This is a genomic window from Segatella copri, from assembly GCF_051861805.1.
Taxonomy (GTDB): domain Bacteria; phylum Bacteroidota; class Bacteroidia; order Bacteroidales; family Bacteroidaceae; genus Prevotella; species Prevotella copri_M.
The window spans coordinates 3,120,014-3,145,254 of sequence record NZ_CP146520.1 but is presented as its reverse complement, the minus strand read 5'-3'; the positions used below and the strand labels follow the sequence as shown (position 1 = coordinate 3,145,254).

The window sequence follows — 25,241 nt, the reverse complement described above, 5'->3', positions numbered from 1 at the left end:
GTGCATCATAACAAAAAAGTCGGGAATCATACATGCAATCGTATGTCCCGACTTTTTATCTTTTAAAATCTTTTCTTCCGAAAATCAATCTCTTCCGAAAATCAATCTTTTTATTTCTTCGTTGCTCTGATAAAGAAACCTATCAGGCAGATGTAGGCGATGAGCGAGCAAACCTCTGACATTGGGTTAGCCCACCAGCTGTCTGCGATGCTGGCCTCAACGCCGCCAAACTTCAGCAGGGCGCTGACCACACCCATCAAGGCTCCACCGGCAATGAAACCGCTGGCGATGAGCGTACCCTTCTCGCCACGCTCCGCATTTACCTTGGCATCCTTGCTGCGTGAAGTAACATACCAGTTGATGGCACCACCTACCAGCAGCGGAACGTTCAGTTCCAGCGGAATGAACATACCCAGGGCAAAAGCCAGGGCTGGAATCTTGAAGTAGGTAAGCACGATGGCTATCAGGGCACCGATGCCATAGAGCACCCAAGGCGCACCCACACCATTCATCAAAGGGTCGATGACCGCAGCCATCGCATTCGCCTGAGGAGCAGCCAGAGAGCCGGAAGCGAATCCGTAGGTCTCGTTGAGCAGCATCATCACGCCGCCCACGGTAGCCGCACTCACCAGGGTGCCGAGGAACTTCCATCCCTCCTGCTTCTTAGGCGTAGTACCCAGCCAGTAACCAATCTTCAAATCGGTGATGAACGAACCTGCCACCGAAAGGGCTGTACAGACCACACCACCCATAATCAGGGCGGCAAGCATTCCGCCAGGACCTCGCAAGCCTACTGCCACCATCACCACAGAGGCGAAGATGAGCGTCATCAGGGTCATTCCCGATACAGGGTTGGAACCCACGATGGCGATGGCATTGGCTGCCACGGTGGTGAAGAGGAAGGCGATGGCTGCCACCAGCAGGATGGCGATGATGGCGAAGAGCAGATTGCCATCCATCACGCCAAACCAGAAGAAGAGGAAGGTGATGAGGATGGTGACGAGCGAACCGATGGCGATGATCTTGAAAGAAATGTCGCGCTGGGTGCGCTTCACGTTCTCATCCACATCGCTCTTGCCCTTCAGTTCCTTGGCGGCAAGTCCTACGGCACTCTTGATGATGCCCCAGCTCTTGATGATGCCGATGATACCTGCCATGGCGATACCGCCGATACCGATGCTGCGGGCGTAGGCACGGAAGATTTCCTCCGGACTCATCTCGCCCACGGTCTTCACGATGCTGGGATCCCAGGCGCTGAGCACGCTGTCGTGGAAGATAACGCTCATGCCTGGCACTATCAGCCACCATACCACGAGCGAACCCAGACAGGTGTAGAAGGCGTATTTCAATCCGATGATGTAACCCAATCCCAATACGGCTGCACCTGTGTTCACCTTGAATACGAGCTTTGCCTTGTCGGCAAGGTCGCATCCCAGACTTACCACACGGGAAGTGAAGTTCTCGTTCCACCATCCCAGACTGGCTACGATGAAGTCGTAAAGACCACCCACCAGTCCGGCGATGAGCAGGGGCTTAGCCTGGTCGCCACCTTTGGCTCCGCTCACCAGCACCTGCGTGGTGGCAGTGGCTTCAGGGAACGGATATTTACCGTGCATATCGCTTACGAAGTACTTGCGGAAAGGAATCAGAAACAGGATTCCCAACACGCCTCCCAGGGCAGAAGCCATGAAAATCTTCATAAACGAAGTTGTCATCTCCGGATATTTAGCCTGCAGGATGTAGATGGCTGGCAGGGTGAAGATGGCTCCTGCTACCACGGCACCCGAGCAGGCTCCGATGCTCTGGATGATGACGTTCTCGCCCAGCGCCTTGCTGCGCTTGGTGGCGGTGCTTACGCCCACGGCGATGATGGCGATAGGGATGGCTGCCTCGAACACCTGACCCACCTTCAAGCCCAGATAGGCAGCGGCGGCAGAGAAGATGATGGCCATCACGATGCCCCAGGTCACCGACCATCCGTTTACCTCTGGATAAACCTTGTCTGGCGACATCAGCGGCTTGTATTCCTCCCCGTCCTTGAGTTCGCGGAATGCGTTCTCGGGGAGCTGCATATTATCTTTTTCTTCCATTATTTTTCTATTCTGATGATGTATTCACTCATGAAGCTGGCACCTGGCTGCAGGCTGTTCATCATGTATTTATCCTTGAACTCGCCGGTGTATTCAGCCCAGTCGCAGGTGCCGAACCAAGGTTCGATGCAGACGAATGGAGCGTGGTTGCCCGGATTCCAGATACCCACGGCTGGAGTCTTGAACTCTACGGTTACGTGTGGCTCGCCCTTCTCGTTGAGCAGAGTAACCTTCTTCACCTGGCTCTTGTCGAAGATGTAGGCATCGTCAGCGAATGATTCGTCTGTTACCTCCAGGATTCCGTTGTCGGTCTCTACGGTCTCACGGGCGTTAGGGTCAACGCATCCGCCGATGGTTGCGAAGAGACGGGTAGGAGCCTCGTTGTCGAGCTTGAGGAAAGCCTTCAGCTTTTCTCCCTTCTTGCAGCCAGGCACATTGAATGCCGGGTGACCGCCAATCTGGAAGTAAATCACCTTATCGTCGGTGTTCTCAACGTGCCAGATAACGTGGAGTTCGTTGCCGGCAAGGCGATAGGAAACGGCGAGGTTGAAGTGGAATGGATAGTTCTTGAAAGTCTCCTCGTTGTCGATGAGGGCGAAGGTAAGGCGGTCGCCGGTCTTGCCTACGAGCTGGAAGTCAACGAGCTTACCGAAGCCATGGCGAGGCTGGGTGTATTCCTTGTCGCCGATGCGGTAGGTATCCTTCCACAATCCGCCTACGATAGGGAAGAGGAGAGGAGATCTTTTCCCCCAGTACTTGGCGTCGCCATCCCAGAGATATTCATTACCATTAGCATCCTTGATGCTCTGAAGTTCTGCTCCGAGAGATGAAATCTCAACGGTGAGCTGATCGTTTTTAATCTGTTCCATAGTTACAAATGTTTATTGTTTAGTTTATATTTCTGATTCTATTTTGTTTGTATTCTTTAATGCAAAGATATTGCAAAGGTACTATTTATTTTTGTAAAGAACAAGAAATGTGGAGTTTTTCTCTGTGTATGGAAGATATTTATCCGATTTTGTTAGTTTATCTCGAAAATTTGCAGTACTTTTGCAAGCCAATAGAAATAGAAACATATTAATATATAATTATAGATAGATACATATCATATATAATAAGGTATAGGAAAAAACTTAGTAATTAGTAAAAAAGCATTTTAATTAAAAATGACAAGCAGTAATAAAGTGAAAGGCTTTGGCAGTAATAAAGTGAAAGGCTTTGCGGCGGGCGTTGTAGCTGCCGTGTGTTATGGTACAAATCCTTTGGGCACGTTGGTGCTCTATGGTGACGGATTCAATTCCAGTTCGGTGCTCATCTATCGCTATCTCCTGGCGGTATTGATGTTTGCCGTGGTGATGCTGTTCCGCAAGGAGAGTTTCAAGGTGAAGTGGGGGCACATGATCCGTCTTGCCACGCTGGGCTGTATGTTCTCCCTCTCGTCGGCTTCGCTCTACGTAAGTTTCCACTACATGGCGGCGGGAATAGCCAGCACCATCCTCTTCGTCTATCCCATCATGACGGCGATTCTGATGACGGTATTCTTCCATGAGAAGTTGACGTGGACCACCACGCTCGCCATTCTGCTGGCTGTATCGGGAGTGGGCTTGCTCTATCAAGGCGACGGCAACGACAAGTTGAGCACGGCTGGTTTTGCGCTGGTGATGTGTTCGTCGCTGCTTTATTCGCTCTACATCATCTCGGTGAATCAGTGGAAGAATCCGGGCATGTCGAACATCAAGTTCACCTTCTACATCCTGGTGTTCGGACTCATCACGATGCTCATATATTCGTTCATAGCGGGCGAGAAGATTCAGATGCTGCAAACTCCGGAGCAATGGGCTTATGCCGCCCAGCTTGCATTATTGCCAACGGTATTGTCGCTTTTCTTCATGACCATCTCCATCAATCTCATCGGCAGCACGCCAGCCGCCATCATGGGAGCCCTGGAGCCTGTAACGGCGGTCATCATCGGTGTCTGCATTTTCGGCGAGAGTTTCTCTCTTCAGCTTGCCATCGGCATCCTCGCCATCCTTGCAGGTGTCACGATAATCATAGCCAGGAAGAAATAAGATAGCGTTCCGCTACCAATGCTCATCAGGGGAGGATGAAGATAGGCTGGCAATAAAACGAATCAAGGCTGCCTCCGCAATGAAATCGGAGACAGCCTTGCAAGATTGAATTATAATCTTTCCCTTTATTCTTCTTTATTTGGTTAAGGATTCAGACAATGAATGATGCTTTTGCCCTTACAGGGCGCATTGCTGATTCCTTGTTTACCCAGGGCGATGCCCTGGGCTAGGTGCTTCTGCCCTTTCAGGGCGTGTGGAGCAAACTTGCGAAACTTCAATTATCTCAGAATATCCTTCAGCGCAAAGTTGGCGAGGATGCTGGTGCTCTGGCTCAGCATGCGGATGAACTCCTGCGCCGAGTTCTTCATGTACGCATCCTTCAGGATGTGGATGCAGCCATCCATCTCGTTGTCGGCAGCATCTAGCGGAATCGCTCTCATGCCTTTCTCCAGGATGGTGGTGGATTCAGAAAGCACCGTTACCAGGTTGCTGCGATGCAAGAGGTCGAAGATGATGTTCACATTGTTCACCTCTACCATAATCTTGAAGTCGAGGTCCTTGCCGTCTATCAGATAGTCGAAGGCGTTGCGGGCCTGCAGACCCTTGCATGGAAGGATGAGGTCGTAGCGCTCCAGCTCAGAGAGCTTGATGGATGAAAGACGCGCCAGGGGATGATTCTCGTTCACAATCGCCGCCAAGCGGTTGCTGAAGATGGCACGGCTGTCTATCGCCTTGTCGGTCTTGATTGGCTTGAAGGCAAGCACAAGGTCGAGTTCACGCTTTTTCAGGCCATCCATCAGTTCCTGCATCGAACGGTACTGGATGTTCAGCTTCACGTGAGGATAAGCATGGAGGAAGGCGATGAGCGTTTCTGCCATGATGTTGCTGAAGGAGTAGGTAACGCCGATGTTCAGTTCGCCGGTGAGCATCTCCTTCAGGTCGTTCATGTGGTCAACGCAAGCCATGGTGCAGTTTACGGCATTCTGGGCATAGGGAAGAAGCTCCTTTCCTGCCTCGGTGAGATAAACCTCGTGCGAGTTACGTTCGAAGAGCGGCAAGCCTATTTCCTGTTCCAGATGCGAAATCTGCTGCGAGAGGGTGCTCTGCGTGATGTAGAGCTTGCGTGATGCTTCCGAGAAATTGAGCGTCTCGGCTACCTTCAGAAAATATTTGAGTTGTCGTATTTCCATTTTCCTTATTTCACTAGTCTTATAATTACGCGTGCAAAGATAAAACTTTTATTTTAATTAGCCCTGCTTTCGGGCAAAATAATCAGATAAATCTTGTAATCCGTATGTTTCGATGTGGAAGATGAAAAACTATCTTACTTGATTTCCACTTCGTGCAAATCCACGAATTCGCCATTCTTCTTCTTTCTCTCCACCAGCATGTTGAGGAGCTTGCGCTTGCGGTTGTCGGCGATGAAGCGACGGAAGAATACATTAGGAATGGCAACACCCAGGGCGATGCAGATGATGGCGAGCGAAGCCTTGATCAGGTTGTTCATTCCCACGGTTACCTCGCCTACCACGCCGTGCATGTCGATGAAGGCAAACAGGGCACGATACATCAAAACTCCAGGTACCATTGGGATGACGCTAGGAATGGTGATGCACTGGTGAGGGGTGTGGAACCAGTGGCGTGCCTTGATGACGATGACGCTGATGAGCGCAGAACCGGCAAGCGAACCGATGCTCAAGCCCATGTCGAGACCGATGTTGCCGTTGGATGGACCCAGGTTGACGAAGTTGCGGAAGCAAACGGCGATGATGCCGCCCACAGCCACAGCTGGCAACAGACGTCTTGGAATGCTGAAGATGGTAGAGAAGCCCATGGCTGATACGGCTGCCGCGATGGCGAACTCCCAGTATTCGTGGTGAGGAGTCATGGTGAGATCCTTCACGAAGTTGTCGATGTGGCAAACCTGGATGGCAAAGGCAATGCCGAATGCCATGGCAAAGATCATCAGCAGGGTGTTCAGAGCACGAACCATTCCCACCTCGATGTAGCCGTCGAGCATGTCGCTCACGAAGTTGATCAGCGGAACTCCCGGCACGATGAAGAGGGCGCACGCCATCAACGGGTGCCAAGGGGTATCTGAATGCATGAAGCCCGGAAGGGCGGCTGCGATGGATGGGTCGAGCGAAAGGAACGAGGTGAGCCACGCAATCAGCGTTGCCACGAATGCCGAAATTCCGATGGCCACATAGTTGTTGCAGCCCTTGGTAGGCAGGAACATTCTCAGGCGGAAGCCCAGGATGGCTGCCAGGGAACAGAAGAAGAACGCTGGCCAGTCGCAACCAAACTGGATGCAGAATCCGCCGCAGGCAAATCCGCCGCCTATTGCCACCTGCCATGGGGTGAAGCTGCGTGGGGTAGCCTTGATGTCGTTCAGGGCCTGTTCATACTGTTCGAGCGAATAGTTTTCCTTGATGGCTGTCCAGGTGAGCTTACTTACCTGCGAAATGGAGGTAAGGTTGATGCCGTGCTTCTCGCAGCGCTGGAATTTGGAGAAGGAATGTTCCTCGTCGCTATAGTTCACCATCAGCACATTCCAGTTGATGTAGAGGTGCATGTAGCGTTCGTCGAGTCCGAGGAAAGCTGCTGCACGCTTCATCGTTCGCATGATGCGCGATGTGTCGGCAGCACTCTCCATAAGGATGCTGCCGGTGCGTAACAACAAGTCGAGTTTTCTTCTCAGTTCTGTTTCTGCTATTTCCTTGCAGTTGCAGTTGTCAATACCTTTTTCTGCGCAGTCGCAGGTCTTCATGTTTTTTTCTTCCATATATTTAATTTATCCGAATACGAAAATGATAATCTGAATAGTTACGATTCTGAGGAACATGGCAAATGGATAAACATTCGCATAGCCCACAGATGGTGCATCTGCCGAAGTCTGCTCACGCACGTAAGCCAGGGCAGATGGGTTGGTGTTGGCGCCTGCCAATACTCCGAGCAATGTGTAATAGTTGATGTGGAACACGTATCTTCCGATGATGCCGCCTATGATGATTGGAATCATGGTGATGGCAACGCCGTAGAGAATCCAGGTCATTCCGCTTTCTGAAGCCACGGTCTGGATAAACTGTTCGCCGGTGCCCAGTCCCACGCAAGCCAGGAAGATGCAGATGCCTATTTCGCGGAGCATCAGGTTGGCCGAGATGGTGTTGTAGGTCACGAGGTTGTACTTCGGACCGAAGTAACCTATCAGGATAGCAACTACCAGAGGACCGCCGGTCAATCCGAGACGCAGGTTCTCGTTGATGCCAGGGATGAAGAATGGGATGTTTGCCACGATGCAACCCAGCATGATGCCCAGGAAGATAGGAATCAGGTTAGGGTAGTTGAGGCGTTTCATCTGGTTACCCAAAACCTTCTCGGTATGGGCGATGGCAAGCTCGGTACCCACCACGGTAACACGGTCGCCCAACTGCAGCTTCAGCTGTGGAGTGGCAATCAAATCCACACCGTTGCGGTTGACACGGGTGATGTTGGCGCCGAGGTTTGAACGAATCTGCAACTGGCTGATGCTCTTGCCGTTGATGCCTGGCTTGGTGATGCGGATGCGGCGGGTAATCAAATCCTCGCCAAACTTCTCCTCGCTCACCTGTACCTTCTTGCCGAGCAGGGCAATGACAGGCTCCACTACGGTAGGGTTGGCAACAATCTGCAGAATATCGCCCTCGTTAATCCGGGTCTGACCGTTCACCACCTCATCGTGCCTATCGCTATCTTTGCGGATAATCTTGGAAACCATGAAGTCGCGCTTCAAGATTTCTCTCATCTGCTTAATGGTGTCGCCGAATACCATCTGGTTGGTCACCTGCACGGAGAAGGTGTTCAGGGTCATCGCCTCCAGGTGTCCCATGCCGCGCTTGGCAGCAGCTTCCTCCTCGCTCTTATTAATACGTAACGCATACCTTAATATAATAAAGGAGAGGATAACGCCGAGCACACCCATAGGGTAGGCGATGGCGTAGCCGGCTGCGATAGAAGGGGCATCGATGTGGCGCAGGTCGCTGAATGCCTGCTGGGCAGCACCGAGTCCAGGGGTGTTGGTAACGGCACCCGAGAGAATACCAGCCATAGAAGTGATGGATGTTCCCGAGAACGAGAAGATGGCGAGGGTGGTAACGATGCTCAATGCCACCACGATGATGCTGAGCAGGTTGAGACTCTTGCCGCCGTTCTTGAACGAAGCGAAGAAACCTGGTCCTACTTCCAGACCGATGGAATAGACGAAGAGAATCAATCCGAACTCCTTGAGGAAGTGGAGCAGATGCTCATCGAGATTGAGAGAGAAGTGACCGAAGATGAGGCCGATGAAGAGAATCCAAGCCAATCCCAGGGAAACACCCTTCACTCTCAACTTTCCTAAACTCAAGCCCAGGGTGATGACCAACGCCAAGATCAGCACGGAGTGGGCTACTCCGCCTCCCCATAGGTCAGGGAAGCCATAAAACAGATTTTTTAAGATATCCATATTCTTCTTTTATATGTTATTGATTTCTTGTTTTTATTTCTTCTTTTATATGTTATTGGTTTCTACCATAACTACTTTCGCCATCTTCTATGCTTGTTGTAGTATTTTACTATACTCGCATATCTCTGATTTTCGATTGCAAAGGTATGGATAAAATCGAAAGCAAAAAAGGATTGGCGTTGGAATGAGTCGATTTCTGCTATAAGCATTTTCGATAGAAAATAAAGCGGATGGATGGGGATTTTGCTGGGAAAAGGAGAAGTTTTCGGGAAAATAATAGATTTTTATGAGAAAGTAGGTGCTATTTTGCGGAATTTATTGTAACTTTGCCTTCAGATTTAGTTATTGGAAAATTGAATTGAAAATAGAATAGTAAATATCGAATAATAAATGGATAAGATGATAACAGATACTCCAAGAGAAAAGGAATTGGAGACCAGAGACGAGCAGTTTCTTGCCGAGGTGAAGGACAAGAGGATTGCCGTGCTGCTTTCGGGCGGCGTAGATAGTTCGGTGGTGGTGTGGGAATTTGCCCGTCTGGGCTTGCATCCTGACTGCTTCTACATCAAGATTGGACCGGAAGAGAAGGAGGAATGGGACTGTTCTTCTGAGGAAGACCTGGAGATGGCTACAGCCGTGGCACGCAAGTATGGCTGCAAACTGCAAGTGATTGACTGTCATCAGGAATACTGGAACGAGGTGACTCGCTATACCATGGATAAGGTGAAGGCGGGATTCACTCCGAACCCCGATGTGATGTGCAACAGGCTCATCAAGTTTGGTGCCTTCGATGAGAAGATGGGGCACAACTACGACCTCATCGCCACAGGTCATTATGCGCAGACCGAAACGGATGAGAACGGCGACAAATGGCTCGTAACGAGTCCTGATCCCGTGAAGGACCAGACCGATTTTCTGGCTCAGATAGAGAGTTGGCAATTACGAAAAGCGATTTTCCCTATCGGTCATCACATTAAAAATGAAATTCGTGAGATAGCCGAAGAAGAACATTTGATTAATGCCAAGCGCAAGGATAGTCAAGGAATTTGCTTCCTGGGGCAGATTAACTATAACGATTACATCCGCCGATACCTGGGCGAGAAGCCGGGCGATGTGATTGAGATGGAGACGGGCAAGCGCATCGGCGGCCACAAGGGTTTGTGGTTCCACACCATCGGCCAGCGCAAGGGTCTGGGCTTCGGCGGCGGTCCTTGGTTCGTGATTAAGAAGGATGTGGAGAACAACATTCTGTATGTGAGTCATGGTTACGACCCTCAGTCGGCTTACAAGCAGGATTTCCCCCTTCAGGATTTCCATTTCCTCACCCGCGAGGTGGCGATGCAGAAAGTAACGTTCAAGATTCGCCATACGCCGGAGTATCATCCTGCTACTATCGAAAAGCTCGAAGATGGCAGATGGATGATTCATTCAGAGGAGGCGATTCACGGCGTGGCTCCCGGTCAGTTCTGCGTAGTGTATGATGAGAACCATCATCGCTGCTATGGTTCGGGAGAGATTACGGTGTAATATAAGGCGAGATTACTGTAGTTAAATGAGATTACGGTGGAGCTTTTTCTTCTTGAATTTCGAAAAATGGGGATTTCCTAATTAATGGGGATTCCCCATTTTTCATTTTCTTCTTACCTTTGCACCCGATTTCAGAATGATAACGGAAAAATAATAAAAAACAAGATAAAATGAATCGAATCGTAATGATGGCGATGGCGGGTTGCGGCATCGTCTTGCCAGTATCGGCTCATGCAGCAACTGTAGCTCATGCGGGCGATGCTGCAACTGCGGCTGCTAAGGCCGATGCAGCCCCAACTGCTGCCCATGCCGAAAATACAACTCTGTCGGATAGCAGCAAGGTATTTGATATTGACGAAGTGGTGGTTGTTTCACAACCCAAGGAGGTGATGCGACTCCGCCAGCAGGCACTCAGCAGCACTTCGATGAGCAGCTCGCTGATGAAGAAAATGGGAGCCTCTGATTTGAGAGACCTTTCACTTTTTGTTCCTAATTTCGTGATGCCGAATTACGGCAGCCGACTCTCTTCTTCAGTTTACGTAAGAGGCATCGGAAGCCGCGTTAACAGTCCTGCCATCGGACTCTATCTCGATGGAATCCCCGTGATGAGCAAGTCGGCTTTCAATCTCCACAACTACCAGTTGAGTAGGGTGGATGTGCTCCGTGGTCCTCAGGGAACCCTCTACGGCCAGAACACGGAGGGTGGATTGGTAAAAATGTATTCCCACAATCCCTTTGATTATCAAGGCTCTGAGGTAAAGCTCAGCTACGGAAGCAAGTATTATCGCAATGTAGAGGCAGCCCATTATCATAAGTTCAATAATCATCTCGCCCTTTCCCTGGCGGGCTTCTACGAGGGAGAAAAAGGTTTTTTCAGAAACACCTTTACGGGCGAACGCTCCGACCAATACGATGAGGCTGGCGGCAAACTGCAGCTCAAGGCTCGCTTCAATTCGGGCTGGAAGATGGATGTGCTTGCCAATTACCAATACGTAGACCAGAATGGATTTCCTTATGGCAAGCTGAACCTGGAAACCGGAAAGGCTGATCTTCCTGCCTCTACCTTCCCAGGCACCTATAGAAGAAACAATCTCATCTCGGGCTTCAAACTGGGCTATTCGGGCAGAGGCTTCGACTTCTCTTCCGTCACCAGCTACCAGTATCTGAAAGACCGCATGCTCATGGATCAGGATTATCTCTCAGCCCCTTACATGCGAATCCTGCAGGAGCAGCTTCAGAACTCCTTCACCCAGGAACTCTCCTTCAAGAGCAATCGTGCCGTGGGCGGATTCTGGAATTGGGCCGTGGGCGGCTTCTTCTCCCGTCAATGGCTGAAGACCAATGGTCCCGTGTTCTTCGATAAGGCGATGACCACGCCGATAGGCAACGGCATTCAGCAGCAGATGTATTCCGCCATCCATGCTTTGATGGTGAAGACGATGATGGATAAGGGAATGCCCGAGGCTGCGGCTAATGCTGCTGCGGCGGCTGCGATAGAGAAGGCGGGCGGCATCAGCATGGCGGTGAGCATGGGTGCTCCGGGCGTTTACCATACGCCGCAAACCAACCTGGGCTTCTATCACGAGAGCAATTTCAACCTCACCTCCCGACTGGTGGCTACGCTCGGCATCCGCTACGACCTGATGCACACCAGCATCCATTACCAATCGGCTGCCTTCATGGCGATGACGGCAAACATGATGGGGCAGAAGGCCACCTTTACCCTGAAGAGTGCCCTGGATGGAAAGGCGAAAGATGATTACAGCCAGCTCTTGCCAAAGATAGGAATCACCTACCAGCTCGATGACCAGCAGAGCAATCTCTACGCCACCGTGAGCAAGGGCTATCGTGCCGGAGGATACAATATTCAGATGTTCAGCGACATTCTGCAAACCGAACTGAATGCCCACCGCCAGCAGGCGATGCGTGGCGATTACGACGTGCCTCATACGCCGGAAGATTATGAAAAGGTGAACCAGACGATTTCGTACAAGCCCGAAGTTTCCTGGAACTACGAGGTGGGAGCCCATCTCAATCTTTTCGACCATGCGCTCCATTTCGACCTGGGTGCCTTCTACATGAAGGTGAAGAACCAGCAGCTCTCCGTGATGGCTGGCAACTACGGTTTCGGAAGAATGATGGTGAATGCCGGCAAGAGCCACAGCTGCGGCATCGAGGCTGCCCTGCGCGGACAGCTTGCCAACGGCAATCTCGACTGGATGCTGAATTATGGTTACACCCGAGCTGAGTTTGACGAATACACGGATAGAGAAGGAGATAAGTCCGTGAGCTACAAGGATAAGAAGGTGCCTTACGTGCCGGAGCACACTCTCTCGGCGATGGTGGATTATCGCCTGCAGTTTGATTCCAGTCTCTTGCGCAGCATGGTTCTGGGTGCCAACGTCAACATGCAGGGCAAAATTTATTGGGATAACGCCAACAGTTATGGTCAGGATATTTATGCCGTGTTGGGTGCGCACGTGGCCTTCGATTTGGGCAAGGTGCAGTTGAATCTGTGGGGCAAGAACCTTACGGACACCAATTACAACACCTTTGCCGTGGATAATGCGGCTACGGGCAAGCGTGAATACTTTGCCCAGCGTGGCAATCCATTCCAATGTGGCGTGGATGTAAGTTTCCGCTTTTAATGCTTACTGATAAAATAAGCTTTTAATGTTTACAGATAAATAAAAAAGGCTCATCGGCATTTTCTCCGATGAGCCTTTTCTGTATTTCCTATTGATTCATAATACTATTCAGCAACTCCTGGCAGGCATCTTCCAGCAGCGTGATGACGAGTTCAAAGTCGCTGTAGTCGCCGTAATACGGGTCGGGAACGCTGGTGTATTCACGATGAGTCGTCAGGAAATCGGCCATGCGAACCACCTTGTCCTTATCTGCCTGGCAGGAAGCCATAGAGGTGATGGCGCGATAGTTTTCGTTGTCCATTACCACGATGGTTTCAAATTTCTTGAAGTCTGATTTCTGGAATTGGCGGGCGTGACTGTTGAAGTTGTAGCCATGCTCAGCTCCGCATTTTCTCATGCGGCTATCAGGCAGCTGACCCACGTGCCAGTTGCCAATTCCCGCAGAATCAATTTCAAACTCATCCTGCAGCCCTGCTTTCTCCACCAGGCTCTTCATGATGCCCTCGCCTGCAGGCGAACGGCAGATGTTGCCCAGGCAAATGAATAATACCGTATGTTTACCTTTCTTTGTCATGATTTTAAAATCTAATATTTATTGTTTTCTTTGCAAAGTTAGTATAATAATCTTTATTAAGCAAGATTTTTCCATTCTTTTTTATTTCCTTTTAAAAAAAGAAAGGGCAAAAAAAATCCCGATAAAGAACAGGAATCTGTCTCTATCGGGAAAAAGGGGGAGTATTACTAATAAAAAAATTAGTCGATTTCCTCATCAGCCTCGTAACCGCCCATCTCGCGGATGGCGTTCTTCAGCATCGTGTACTGCTGGTAGAGGTTGTTCACAGCCTCCTCGCCCTTGGTGTAGTCGTGCATTGGCGCCTTGAGGAAGAAGCTCAGGAAGCGCTGGGTGCCGTAACGGCCAGCACGGGCTGCAAGGTCGCTCAGCAGAGTGAGGTCGAGCAGCAATGGAGCAGCAAGGATTGAGTCGCGGCAGAGGAAGTTGATCTTGATCTGCATAGGATAACCCATCCATCCGAAGATGTCGATGTTGTCCCAACCCTCCTTGTTATCGTTGCGTGGTGGATAGTAGTTGATGCGAACCTTGTGGTAATACTGGGTGTCCTCAGCGTTGCCGTGGCCATAGAGGTCTGGCTGGTCCTCTGGCTTCAGGATAGTCTCCAGGGTAGAGAGCTTGCTCACCTCCTTGGTGTGGAAGTTGGCTGGCTCATCGAGAACGAGACCGTCGCGGTTGCCCAGAATGTTGGTTGAGAACCATCCGTTCAAGCCCAGGCAGCGGGTGCCGATGATAGGAGCGAAACCGCTCTTTACCAGGGTCTGACCTGTCTTGAAGTCCTTGCCTGCGATAGGCATCTTGGTCTTCTCTGCGAGTTCCCACATGGCTGGAATATCAACTGTGGTGTTAGGCGCACCCATGATGAAAGGCGCACCCTCGGTAAGGGCAGCGTAGGCGTAGCACATGGATGGAGCAATGTGCTGGCGGTCGTCGGCCTTCATCGCAGCCTCGAGAGCAGCCAGTGTGCCGTGGATTTCCATGTCCACCGGTACGTAGATTTCAGTAGAAGCAGCCCAGATTACAACGATGCGTGCGCAGCCGTTCTTCTCCTTGAAGTCGCGGATGTCCTGGCGCAGCGCCTCTACCATCTCCCAGCGGGTCTTGCAGTCCTTCACGTTGTCGCCATCCAGGCGCTTGGCGTAGTTCTTGTCGAAGGCAGCCTTCATAGGCACCACCTTCTCCAGTTCCTCGCGCACAGGGTTGATGTCCTTCTCCTTCAGAACCTCGGCATACATGGCAGCCTGGTAAGCATTCTGAGGATAAACATCCCAAGTGCCGAAAACAATATCGTTGAGGTCGGCGATAGGCACGATGTCCTTGTAGTGCAGATACTTCTTGTCTGCCCCCTTGCCCACGCGAATCTTATCGTATTGAGTCATTGAACCTACTGGCTTTGCAAGTCCCTTGCGAGCCATGAAAACACCTGTCATGAATGTGGTAGCTACGGCTCCACAACCTACGACCATGATACCCAGCTTACCTTCAGCTGGCTTTACATTGTTTTGTTCCATTACTAACAGTTATTAAACAGTTATTTAAGTCTTCTAAACTTTTTTTGAATTGATTGATTGAATTGTTCCATCGGATAAGGTGGAAGAGTGCCTTCCCCGATAGCCGAATGTCGCTTTTCTGATTGCAAAGATAATGAAAACTGATGGATAAAGTGTAGTTTTTGATGAAATTCTTCATGAAATTTAGAAATATTAGCATTGGATTCGAGATTATTAGCATTGGAATGGTAAAAATGGCAATAATTTGAAGGAAAAGGGGATTGATTTTGTGACAAAATGTAGGAAGATGTTTTTTTTCTTGAATATTTTCTCGTTTTTCTATTTTTTGCCGTATCTTTGCAGGTAAGAAGATTTAGAGTTAATGATAAAATAGAAAATATGATAGACCGCTGTTACATCGAAATAACCAATACCTGCAATCTGAATTGCGATTTCTGCCCCAAGCATCATCGCAGGAAGAGGCAGTTGAGTGCAGAGGAGTTCAATCTCATCACGGATAAGGTGAGGGGCAAGGTGTGCTTCCTCTATTTCCATCTGATGGGCGAGCCGCTGCTCCATCCGCTGCTGCCGCAGTTCGTGAGGATGGCAAACGAAAAGGGGTTCAATACGGTGCTCACATCCAATGGAACCCTGCTCCATCGATGCCTGCCGCTGCTCGATGCCCTGCCCCATAAAATCCAGCTCTCGCTGCATTCACACGAAAGTAATGCCCGGGGCGAACTGGCAAGCTACATGCAGGAGGTGATGAATTTCTCCATGCAGGCAGCCGAAAAGGGCACCTGCATGGTGCTCCGACTCTGGAACCAGGGCGGAAGAGACCTGGAAAACGAGGAGGTGATGAGGCTCATAGAGCAATACGTGCCGAAACCCTGGAAGGAACGCCCCGACGGATTCCGCCTCGCTGACCATCTCTATCTGGAATTCGACCGGAAATTCGAATGGCCTATGGCTGGGGAGGAATCTGAGGAGAAATCTGAAGGAAAATCTGAGGAGCAATCTTCTTCTGATTCCCAAAAAGAAAAGAAGCAGCTTTTCTGCAAGGCCCTCATCAAGCAGATAGGCGTCCTATCCGATGGAAGCCTCGTGCCCTGCTGCCTCGACCACGATGGCGATGTGGTGCTGGGCAATCTTCTGCATCAATCTCTCGAAGAAATTCTCGCTTCGCCCCGGGCGCAGGCGCTGATAGATGGCTTCAAGCATCACACGGCTTCAGAAGAACTCTGCCAGAACTGCGAATCAGCCCTGGCTGGCAACAGCTTCAGGGGAAAAGCCAGAAGCTCGGAAAAATAAAAAATAGTAATATATAAATCTTAAAAAAAATATAGCATGACAATAACCCTTATCGTATTAGTTATCACGGTTGCCATGTTTATATGGGGCAGGGTGAGGGCCGACATCGTGGCGCTCACAGCCCTGGCAGCCCTGCTGGTTCTCGGAATCCTTACCCCTGCCGAAGCCCTGGCAGGCTTCTCTTCGCCCATCGTCATCATGATGATAGGACTCTTCGTGGTGGGAGGAGCCATCATGCAGACGGGCCTCGCCAAGCTCACGGGCAATAAGCTCATGGCACTCTCGCGAGGCAACGAAACCATCACCTTCCTCCTCGTGATGCTCGTTACATCCTTCATCGGAGCCTTCGTCAGCAACACCGGAACCGTGGCCCTCATGATGCCCATCATCATGAGCATAGCAGCCGGGTCGGGCATGCAGTCGTCGCGATTCCTCATGCCCCTCGCCTTCGCCGGAAGCCTGGGCGGAATGCTCACTCTCATCGGTACGCCGCCCAACCTGGTCATCGACGAGGTGCTCACCGCAGCCGGCTATCAGCCGCTCGCCTTCTTCAGCTTCTTCCCCGTGGGCATCATCGTCATCGCCATCGGCATCATCGTGCTCATGCCCCTGAGCAAAATCTTCCTCAGCAAAAGCCAGGGAAGCAAGAAAAAGAAAAACGCCAAGTCGCTCGACGACCTGGTGGATGAATACCGACTGCTCGACAATCTGCATCGCTACATCGTGCCCAGCAGCCGCACCTCTGCCGCCCGGGATGAGAACGGCAACCGGATGGACATCGTGGGAAAGACCCTGAAGGAACTCAGCATCCAGAAGAAATACGGCGTGAGCATCATCGAGATAAGAAACGAAAAGAAATCGCGACTCGGGCTGGTGAAGGACGTGAACCAGAACATGGCGAAGAGCAGCAGCACCATCCAGGTGCACGACACCTTATATATAATAGGTGACGAGCAGAAGATGCAGCACTTTGCCCAGGACTACGGACTCCGGAAGATGAAGGACGTGAAGATAGATTTCTACGACCTGGGACTCACCGAGATAGTGGTGATGCCAACCTCCAATTTCGCCGGTCTGCGCATAGGCGAGGCCAACCTGCGCAAGCGATTCGGCATCAACGTGCTGGGCGTGAAGCGAGGCTCATCATCCTCTTCTTCTTCTGAGGGAGGCAGAGGCGGCAGCGAATACATCACGGATAATCTGATAGCCGCCAAACTGCACGTGGGCGACATGTTGCTGGTGCAGGGCGAATGGACCAACCTGGCGCACCTCACCGCCGACACCACCAACTGGGTGGTCTTGGATCAGCCCGAGAAGACTGCCGACAAGGTACTGCTGGATTATAAGGCACCCGTGGCAGCAGCCATCATGCTCCTGATGATAGCCATGATGGTGTTCGATTTCATCCCCGTGGCTCCGGTAACGGCAGTAATCATAGCCGGACTGCTCACCGTGTTTGCCGGCTGTTTCCGCAACGTGGAGGCTGCCTACAAGACCATCAACTGGGAGAGCATCGTGCTGATAGCTGCCATGATGCCGATGTCTACGGCACTGGAGAAGACGGGAGCCTCGGCATTGGTATCTCAGGGGCTTGTGGACAGTCTGGGGGCGATGGGCCCAACGGCTCTGCTTGCCGGCATTTACTTCACCACCTCGCTGATGACGATGTTTATCAGCAACACCGCCACCGCCGTATTGATGGCTCCGATAGCCCTGGTGGCAGCGCAGCAGGTGGGCGTGAGTCCATACTCCTTCCTCTTTGCCGTGACCCTGGGAGCCAGCATGTGCTTCGCCTCTCCGTTCTCCACCCCGCCTAATGCGCTGGTGATGAAGGCAGGAGGCTACACGTTTATGGATTACGTGAAAGTGGGATTGCCGTTGCAGATCATCATCGGCGTGGTCATGACGTTTGTACTGCCGCTGCTGTTTGAATATTAGGGACAGAATATTAATGATAGGATATTAATGGTAGAATAAAAAAAGATGCTGCATGGTGCATGAGGAATGCTTGCCATGTAGCATCTTTTCTTTTTTAGAGAGGATTATCAATTTCAGCTCGAGTTATCAAGCTCAGCTCGGGCTATAATACGATGTGCTCGTTATCGCCGTTGCTTCCGCCGCCGTTGCTTCCGCCGGTGTCAGTTTTGCCCTGGTCGGTATTACCCTGGTCGGTATTTCCGCCGCTCGGGTTTCCGGTTCCGCCGCCCTGGGTGCCCGAACCGCCCTGGGTATCACCGCCGCTCGGATTATCTCCGCCGCTTGGAGAATTATCAGGCTCCTCCACGTCGCCCTTGTCGCCGGAAGTAACCTTCTTGATTACATTTCCGTCTTTGTCGTAGCAGGTGATTTGGATAGCGGTGCGCTGCAGTTCGTCCTTGATATCCACGTTAGGAGTGAAGATTACGCGTCGGGCGGTAATGAGCCCGCTAGCCACCTCCGTCACGGTTTCCACGCTCTTGGCTCTCACGCCGAATCTCATGGTTCCCAAACCAGGAATAGCTACGGAGTGGCCTTCGGTGGCCCACGCCTTGATTACCTCGCCAGCTGCGTCCCAGCACGCCTGCATCACGCCGCGGCTCACACCACTACGGAGCGCCGCCTCCTTAATCACCTTGCTCTCAGAGAGCTTACTGTAAAGTTCGGTGCCGAGCACGAAACGATACTTACCTTTCAACTCACCCACCTGGATGAGGGTTTCCTTTGCCTTCAGATTAATTGCCATAATACCTTGAATTTTAAATTGTTAATACTTTGTAAGCTATAAACTATAAACTTTTAACTCTAAACTATCTAATGGTGATAGTAGGCACGAAGTGCGAAGAGTCGGCCCGCGTAGAGATATTGTTCTCCTGCTGCTGCCGCTGGTTCTTCCCAATCACGAGCCCCGCCGTGCACGAGCTGGTGAGGAAGGTGACGATGGCAGAGCATACGGCCACGATGAGATACTTGATGAATGCCTTCATGTTCTCTTTCATGTTCTCTTTCATAAGCAATACGATTTTAAATTGTTAATACTAGCAATCCGGTCTTTCCCCCAGAAGCCATTTTTCATTTTTCCAACTGGAGAAATATTTTTCTCCAACTAGGAAAGTGATTTTCCAGCGCTTTCTGAATCACGATGCAAAGATACAAAAACAGCCACCATCAGTTGTGCGATGGTGGCTGATGCCGTGCGATAGCGGCACATTTTAAGCTAATAACTTTAAACTATCAACTCTAACCCCTATCCCGGTTCCCCCAGATACTCCACGATAGCCTTCACCTGCTTGGGCGAAAACGATTTGCTCGTCTTGCAGTATCCCATCATCTGCAGCTCCTCCCATAGCGGGGTGCAGCGGCGAATCCAGACCATCAGATGGTTGACAGCCGTGCGAGGATAACTCTCGGGAAAGTACATCAAGGCAAGTTCCTTCTTGGTGTACATACGAATCTTGAAATCTTCTATCATCATAATCCTTCAATTTTACATTAAAAACTAATAAATACTATTTCTTCTCTTTCAGATAGTACTCGCTGAAATCCTTGCACTCCGGCGGCAACTGGTGGTGCACCAGCTGGGGCAGAATCTCCTTGAGCTGCAGAAATAGGCTTTCGCCCGGCGTATCCCTGTCGGGAAACATGTGCCACTCCGTGTGGAGCTTTTCTCCTATTTCCGCCAGCCATTTCTTATCTTCCGGCTTCAGCAGCGTAGCAGAAGGAATGGCTATCGCCTTGTGCCCGGCAGAGAGCATCGCCCAGCAGTCGCTGCACCCTTCGGTGATGAAAAGCCTCTCGCCCGGCTTCAGCATCTTCACCACAGGAAGATTATAGATGCTGCATTGGGCACCATAAGGGAAGCGGAAGCGGGGAGCCGTCGGCTCCGTCTGATGTGAACCTTCCACCCCGTGTGAAGGAGCATTTGTGTCATCTGTGAAACCAGTGTCATCTGTGTCATTTGTGAAATCTGTGGGCGATTTGTCAGCAGCAAGCCCCTTCGCCTCCGTGGGCATCTTCTTGTAATCCAGATTTCTGTTTTGAATCCCGATCAGGTTCCCCTCCATGTCGAAGTAGGGAATCTGCAGCCAGTTCACGCCCTTTCTATCCGTCCACGAAGTCAATCTGCACCATCTCGCCACTCTCTCATCAATCCTTCTTTCCTCGAAAAGGAATCTCCTGGCCGCCCCGTTGAACCAGGGATGCTCAAAGAATCTCGCATACTTCCCGGCATCGAAGGAGGAGGATGGTGATGCCTTCGGAGATGCCTTCGAAGAAGTTTCGGAAGAATCTTCCGAAGAAGTTTCCGAAGAAGTTTCCGAAGATGCTTTCGATGAGGAAGAGGATAGGGAGATGGGTGAAGAGGAAGAAACCACCTTCGGATGCGAATCTTCCAGATAAACCCCATTCACCTCCGCCAGCCATCGGCAGGCCGAGAGGAAATCCTTCCCCAGGTATTTCATCACCAGGTCGATGGTGCCCACGGAATTCCCCATGCACACATAGCATCGGCAGCTGTTCCTCCTCGTGTTGAACGAGAGGCTGGCATGGTGGTCGTCGTGAAAGGGACAGAGCGCCTTGTGCCGCTTCACCACCATCCCCAGCTGCTCGGCGACCCCCTCAATAGGCAGGTCGCGCAGCTTCTGAATCTCATATTTCTCCATAAAATTTCATTTTCAAAAATTTATATTTCTCCAATTTAATCTCATTTTTCCTTACCCTTAACCTTTGCTGCCGGCGTGCCCGTAAGATACTCCTGCGTCTTGGTGTAAAGTCCCGTCTGGTTGCTGTAGGTGATGAACTTGCGGTTCTTCCATACGTCGATTTGATGCTTGGTGCCCTCCTTGCTCTTTCCAAGGCTCAGGCGAAGTGCTTCCAGCTGCTGCTCGTTGAAAGAATGTTCAAGACTGTCGAGCATGTTCTTAGGACCACTTCTCTGCACCTCTTCTTCGTGGGCATCATATCCCTTGAACATGTCGCCAAACACCTTCACCTTCGACCACAGGTCGTAATAGCAGAACCATACTACGAATTCGCCGATGGAGCGCGTCCACGTCTGGTCGTTCAGAATCCAGAGTATAGCTCCCTTCTTCCATGCCGAGAAGATGCTGCGGTGGGAAAGTTCCCAAAGGGTATCGTCATCGGCAAGATCGGCAAGCCTTGCCATTTCTTCTGCCAGCTGGTCGGCCACTTTGTTGAGTTGTTTCACCACAAAGGTACCCTTGCAGTTGTCCAGGCGAAGCAGATAGGCGTCTAGGTTCTTCAGGAATTCCTCGTCATACGAACCCTGTCGTGGAATCCTGCCGCTACGCTCGCCACGAGCCTTGTAGGCAAAGGGAATGCGCCCGAAGAAACCATTGGTGATGTCTTTCTTGTAGAACAGGCGGGCTGCTTCTGGGGTAGAAGTGAAGGTGAGGTTCACACGGAGCACGGGATTGCCCGTTACGCCATCAGCCGTGGCGCGCAAGGCACCCGCTCTCTGGCAGTCGTAGATGTTTCTCACCATCTGGCTCACCTGCTTATGGCCACCGCAGATTCTATCCGCCATCTCCACCTCGGGCAGGTTGATGTATTGGGTTCTCTCGCCCAGTTTCTCGCATGCCATGGCATTCTGAATGAAGGCGGGGTTGGTTACGTCGGCAGGTGGAAACCAGAAACTCACGTCAGGACGCTCGGGCTTTTCCTTGTTGGCGCCCTTGGTCTTCATCTGTCGCTGCCAATCCACCAGTTTCTTGAACTCAGTCTCATCATGTTTGCGAAAAGTGCGCATGATGGCCTCTACAAGATGACCTAATTGTGCCTTTCCTATACCCGAAGGGCCTATCAAATGTCCCATCTGACCGCACATTTCATAGAATTTGTTGTCGGAATACATGAATCTTACGCCCGTGAGATGGGCTGCCAAAGCCGGAATTGCCATCGGAATGAGCACTTCTCGCATGTCTTTTGATGCCTGCGAGATGGCGAATTTCACGAATTCCGTGCCTTTGCTGGGTTTGGGCATCGCCGGAGCGGTGCTGCTGAAAATATTGTAACTCATTGCTTTCTAGAGAATTAAATTAAAATATTACTTGTCGTTGGCTGGTCAAAAATCTCAGTCTCAGTCTCTCAGTTGTTTTAAATGTGCTATCCATCCCTTTATATTATATATATAACTAATTAATTATCAATGAGTTATAAACGCTTTAAAAACGGGTAAAGGGTTGGATTGTGACTTTTTTCCTAACTGAGACTGAGATTTGAGAGATTTTCTATTTCATTTTTATAGGCTGCCCTTTCTCCAAGTCGCTGATAACCCAGAGCTCCTTGGCAGCCTGAAGGCAGAAGTCCTGGAAGGTGAATTTCTCCGTGAACCGAGGTCGGTTGAAGGTTGGATAGAGTGTACCGTCGTTTTTGCGGTTCACGTTGATGTATGTACCTTCATACACGTGCGGATTTCTCTGCACCACCTTATCCTTCTTCTTCTCGGAGTCGTTCTGCACGAATGTGAAGTGGTCTTCGCCGTCGTGCGTGATGGCTCCGTCCAGATACTCGCCTATGCCCAGGCGTCCAGGCTTGCGGGTAAGCAACTTGAGGTCGATTCCCAACTCTGTGTTGGGGTAGAAATTATGATTAGACATAATTATAGTCTTTCCGGCTATGCCCTCCGTTTCGATGAGAGGGGGCCTCCATTCTGCATCAGTCAAAATCGAAACAGGCTTCGGTCTTCGCTTGCCCATGCCTGATGTGGTTTGGTGCTGCAAAGGTCGGTATTTTTTGAGAGATAGACAAGAAAAAAAGTAGATAGTAGATAAATGAAAAAAGTTTATATTTTTAGGATTCTTGATATTAAGATAAGTTAAAAGGTAGATTGATTGATATCAAAGTAGATTTTATAAAATCAAAAAGTAGATAGATTGGCTGCTGATAATCTACTTTTCACAAAAAGTTAATCTAGTATTCATAAAAAGTAGATTGTCACGGCAATAAATCACAAAAAAAAGTGTATCAGCTATGCGAGCTAATACACTTTTTGTATGTTTTGAGCCATTCGACTCCCAATAAAATCTACTTTTTTAAGCACTAAAATCCATCAGTTCTGCATTATTGCTATTTGCAAATAGCACATTGATGCCGGATGAGAAACTTTTTACGATATCAGAACTCTTGTCGTATTCCATACTATGCTTGCTTACTGCGGCATATTTTACGGGTTTGTAGATTCCGTTGTAGTGCTCGATGAAGTATTCTACTGCCTGCTTCACATTATCAGGCAAAGCCCATTGGCTGAAAATATATTCATACATTCCCATCAGCTTATGCTTGAAATCTGCTGGTAGCAGTTCGTCGAAGTGGCTTATTACATATCTAATTTTCTTTATGGTTTTCGGGTTGTTGCCCCAAAGCACCTTCTCTTTGATGGTAATATCCTCAGTTTCTGTCACAGCTTCGATAAGGCAGAGATGATCCATAGAAGCGCAGTTCTGCTTATGGAATTCTCCTTGTGCAAATCCTTCCTCCGAAGCATAGTGCTGGTACGCCTGGTAAGCGGGAGTTGTTGCTTTGAGATACTCTATCGTATCTTCAGAGATGAGCATAATCGCATTTTCCATACGTTTGTATGCATTCTGTCTGTATTTATCCAATATGCATTTACTCTTAATAGGATCCTTGCGTATAGCCAGTTCTTCTTGTAGAATTTCTGCACAGATATCCATACATTCCTTTTCTGCCTTGAAGAATTTAATCATCTCGTTATACAGCCCCTGTACTGCTGGCGGAAAGCTTTCCAGTTCAAACAAATCTGGCTGGTATATTTCATCTCCAAGTAATGAAGCATCGATTACCGATTTGGGCGGAATATTATACATTTCGCATTCTGCAACCGAAGGATGCTTTCTCGGGCAGAATTTCTTGAGGATGATTTTCAGAGGAGATAAGTGGCTTCTGATATGTCTTAGAACTTCGCTTACAGAATTGTAGTAGTTGTTATGGTTTGTGGCAAATTGATTGTTGAAAGTGGGTTCAAACTTTTTCAGTCGTTCCAGTTCTTTTTCCATCTTGTCACGAGCCTGGGCTATAAATGCAGAGAGTTGTTCTATTTCGTCTAGATCCTTATGCTTCATTCCCAGGGCACAGGTAAGGCGATTTGCTCCATCCTTCTCAAAATTAGAGACTATTTCCTTTATCTGATTGAGTCGGTCTAGTGTAGGCTCGATATCAGAATGGTAATATGCCTTGCGGCATTTTTCTTTTTGGTCTGTTGTCATATATTAGGAATTCCTTTTATTTTAAATATTTTTTTGTTATACTCTCTCTCCACTTCTATCAGTCCTTTGGCAACGAGCATTTCGAGATAATCTCGTGTTCTAGAAACTTTGAGGCCTGTGGCTTTAGAAATGGATTTCAAATCTGTTTTTCCGCTATTGACGATAAAATTGACAATCTCCTGCTGGTTGTCTCCGATTGGGATTTGTTCATTCGGTATGACGCTTTCCTTGCAGGTTTCATCATGATTCATCGATGCTAACAACTCGAATACCTGATGCATCTGGGTATAGGCAATCTTATCTTCTGGCGTAGCTTCGCTTAGCCGGGAGAGTTCCTTGGCGTAACTTAGAGCCCGCTGAAGGTCGCCGTTTTCCGTGAGATAATTGTAGAGCTTGTTCTTGCGGAAATATCTTACGGTCTTTTCGTAGCCAGGCATGTAGCGCTGAAGCTCAGGAATGAGCTGCTCGTAGCTGTCGTAATGCTTCACGGATAGTTGAGGCAGGAAATGTAGCAGAAACCAGAATTCCGTGCATGGATTGGTCTCCACCCACATAATCTTACGGCTGCTCTTCTTGCGTATCTTGGAGTAAGTTTCCATTTCTTTTGGATTCTGCAACAGGCGATCCATATCAACAAGGCAGATTACATAGTCAGTTTCGCATTTTACATACGATTCTGCCAATTTTGCCATGTGAGGAATATCGGAATGTTGTGGAAAATCGGGTGCTACCTTAAAGGGGTAGCGGCAGGCGATGCGGAGCGAGTCAAAGTAGAACCACTCCGTCTCGCCCTCACCTATGATAGCTATACTTTTCTTTACTGCCATATT

At 49.8% G+C, this 25,241-nt stretch carries 18 protein-coding genes and 2 pseudogenes; 5 read left to right on the top strand and 15 right to left on the bottom strand.

Annotated elements, in window-relative coordinates; all coding sequences use genetic code 11:
* Positions 1–110: 110 nt before the first annotated feature.
* Complete coding sequence (locus V8Z93_RS12460; RefSeq protein WP_439431692.1) at positions 111–2,090, bottom strand: OPT family oligopeptide transporter; 1,980 nt, start codon at positions 2,088–2,090, stop codon at positions 111–113.
* Positions 2,090–2,959, bottom strand: coding sequence for an aldose 1-epimerase family protein (locus V8Z93_RS12455; RefSeq protein ID WP_439431691.1), 870 nt, complete (start codon positions 2,957–2,959; stop codon positions 2,090–2,092). Before V8Z93_RS12455 ends, V8Z93_RS12460 begins: the two co-directional genes overlap by 1 nt.
* A gap of 297 nt (positions 2,960–3,256) precedes the next feature.
* Between V8Z93_RS12455 and V8Z93_RS12450 the strand changes: the two genes are divergently transcribed.
* On the top strand, positions 3,257–4,159 hold the full coding sequence (locus V8Z93_RS12450) for a DMT family transporter (RefSeq protein ID WP_439431690.1): 903 nt from the start codon (positions 3,257–3,259) through the stop codon (positions 4,157–4,159).
* A 278-nt stretch (positions 4,160–4,437) separates the two neighbouring features.
* Here V8Z93_RS12450 and V8Z93_RS12445 read toward each other — a convergent pair whose 3' ends face one another.
* From V8Z93_RS12445 to V8Z93_RS12435, 3 genes are all read right to left on the bottom strand, one after another.
* Positions 4,438–5,349 carry a LysR family transcriptional regulator gene (locus V8Z93_RS12445; protein WP_439431689.1) on the bottom strand — a complete coding sequence of 304 codons (912 nt, stop codon included), beginning with the start codon at positions 5,347–5,349 and terminating at the stop codon, positions 4,438–4,440.
* Positions 5,350–5,483: 134 nt separating this feature from the next.
* Positions 5,484–6,944 carry a threonine/serine ThrE exporter family protein gene (locus V8Z93_RS12440; protein ID WP_203041828.1) on the bottom strand — a complete coding sequence of 487 codons (1,461 nt, stop codon included), beginning with the start codon at positions 6,942–6,944 and terminating at the stop codon, positions 5,484–5,486.
* A 9-nt stretch (positions 6,945–6,953) separates the two neighbouring features.
* A complete protein-coding gene (locus V8Z93_RS12435) occupies positions 6,954–8,642 on the bottom strand; it encodes a putative transporter (RefSeq protein ID WP_439431688.1) in 1,689 nt (562 codons plus the stop codon).
* 399 nt (positions 8,643–9,041) lie between these two features.
* On the opposite strand from V8Z93_RS12435, the gene mnmA reads away from it, so the two are divergent.
* A complete protein-coding gene (gene mnmA, locus V8Z93_RS12430) occupies positions 9,042–10,169 on the top strand; it encodes a tRNA 2-thiouridine(34) synthase MnmA (protein WP_439432857.1) in 1,128 nt (375 codons plus the stop codon).
* A gap of 170 nt (positions 10,170–10,339) precedes the next feature.
* Positions 10,340–12,817: a TonB-dependent receptor gene (locus tag V8Z93_RS12425; protein WP_439431687.1), complete on the top strand. Its 2,478-nt coding sequence runs from the start codon at positions 10,340–10,342 to the stop codon at positions 12,815–12,817.
* Positions 12,818–12,905: 88 nt separating this feature from the next.
* Here V8Z93_RS12425 and V8Z93_RS12420 read toward each other — a convergent pair whose 3' ends face one another.
* Positions 12,906–13,391 (bottom strand): low molecular weight protein-tyrosine-phosphatase, encoded by a 486-nt coding sequence (locus V8Z93_RS12420; protein WP_437183092.1) that lies wholly within the window; start codon positions 13,389–13,391, stop codon positions 12,906–12,908.
* Between the two features lie 179 nt (positions 13,392–13,570).
* The gene (locus tag V8Z93_RS12415) at positions 13,571–14,899 is read right to left on the bottom strand and encodes an inositol-3-phosphate synthase (protein ID WP_203041820.1); all 1,329 of its coding nucleotides are present in this window, start codon (positions 14,897–14,899) and stop codon (positions 13,571–13,573) included.
* Between the two features lie 378 nt (positions 14,900–15,277).
* Here V8Z93_RS12415 and V8Z93_RS12410 point away from each other — a divergent pair, with 378 nt between their 5' ends.
* Both V8Z93_RS12410 and V8Z93_RS12405 read left to right on the top strand, forming a co-directional pair.
* On the top strand, positions 15,278–16,189 hold the full coding sequence (locus tag V8Z93_RS12410) for a radical SAM/SPASM domain-containing protein (RefSeq protein ID WP_439431686.1): 912 nt from the start codon (positions 15,278–15,280) through the stop codon (positions 16,187–16,189).
* A gap of 36 nt (positions 16,190–16,225) precedes the next feature.
* The gene (locus V8Z93_RS12405) at positions 16,226–18,127 is read left to right on the top strand and encodes an SLC13 family permease (protein WP_439431685.1); all 1,902 of its coding nucleotides are present in this window, start codon (positions 16,226–16,228) and stop codon (positions 18,125–18,127) included.
* Between the two features lie 250 nt (positions 18,128–18,377).
* Here the strand turns inward: V8Z93_RS12405 and V8Z93_RS12400 are convergent.
* From V8Z93_RS12400 to V8Z93_RS12365, 8 genes and pseudogenes are all read right to left on the bottom strand, one after another.
* Positions 18,378–18,911: pseudogene (locus V8Z93_RS12400) on the bottom strand (DNA-binding protein); the annotation flags it as partial.
* A gap of 64 nt (positions 18,912–18,975) precedes the next feature.
* Positions 18,976–19,176 (bottom strand): hypothetical protein, encoded by a 201-nt coding sequence (locus V8Z93_RS12395; protein WP_217762830.1) that lies wholly within the window; start codon positions 19,174–19,176, stop codon positions 18,976–18,978.
* A 236-nt stretch (positions 19,177–19,412) separates the two neighbouring features.
* Entirely contained in the window at positions 19,413–19,640 is a 228-nt protein-coding gene (locus V8Z93_RS12390; protein ID WP_439431684.1) for a DUF4248 domain-containing protein, read from the bottom strand.
* Positions 19,641–19,674: 34 nt separating this feature from the next.
* The gene (locus V8Z93_RS12385; protein WP_439431683.1) at positions 19,675–20,826 is read right to left on the bottom strand and encodes a CHC2 zinc finger domain-containing protein; all 1,152 of its coding nucleotides are present in this window, start codon (positions 20,824–20,826) and stop codon (positions 19,675–19,677) included.
* A gap of 41 nt (positions 20,827–20,867) precedes the next feature.
* Positions 20,868–22,202 carry a hypothetical protein gene (locus V8Z93_RS12380; RefSeq protein ID WP_439431682.1) on the bottom strand — a complete coding sequence of 445 codons (1,335 nt, stop codon included), beginning with the start codon at positions 22,200–22,202 and terminating at the stop codon, positions 20,868–20,870.
* Positions 22,203–22,413: 211 nt separating this feature from the next.
* Complete coding sequence (locus V8Z93_RS12375) at positions 22,414–22,782, bottom strand: hypothetical protein (protein ID WP_439431681.1); 369 nt, start codon at positions 22,780–22,782, stop codon at positions 22,414–22,416.
* Between the two features lie 435 nt (positions 22,783–23,217).
* On the bottom strand, positions 23,218–24,411 hold the full coding sequence (locus V8Z93_RS12370) for a hypothetical protein (RefSeq protein WP_217762823.1): 1,194 nt from the start codon (positions 24,409–24,411) through the stop codon (positions 23,218–23,220).
* Between the two features lie 248 nt (positions 24,412–24,659).
* Positions 24,660–25,238, bottom strand: a pseudogene (locus V8Z93_RS12365) (RloB family protein); the annotation flags it as partial.
* Positions 25,239–25,241 lie beyond the last annotated feature (3 nt).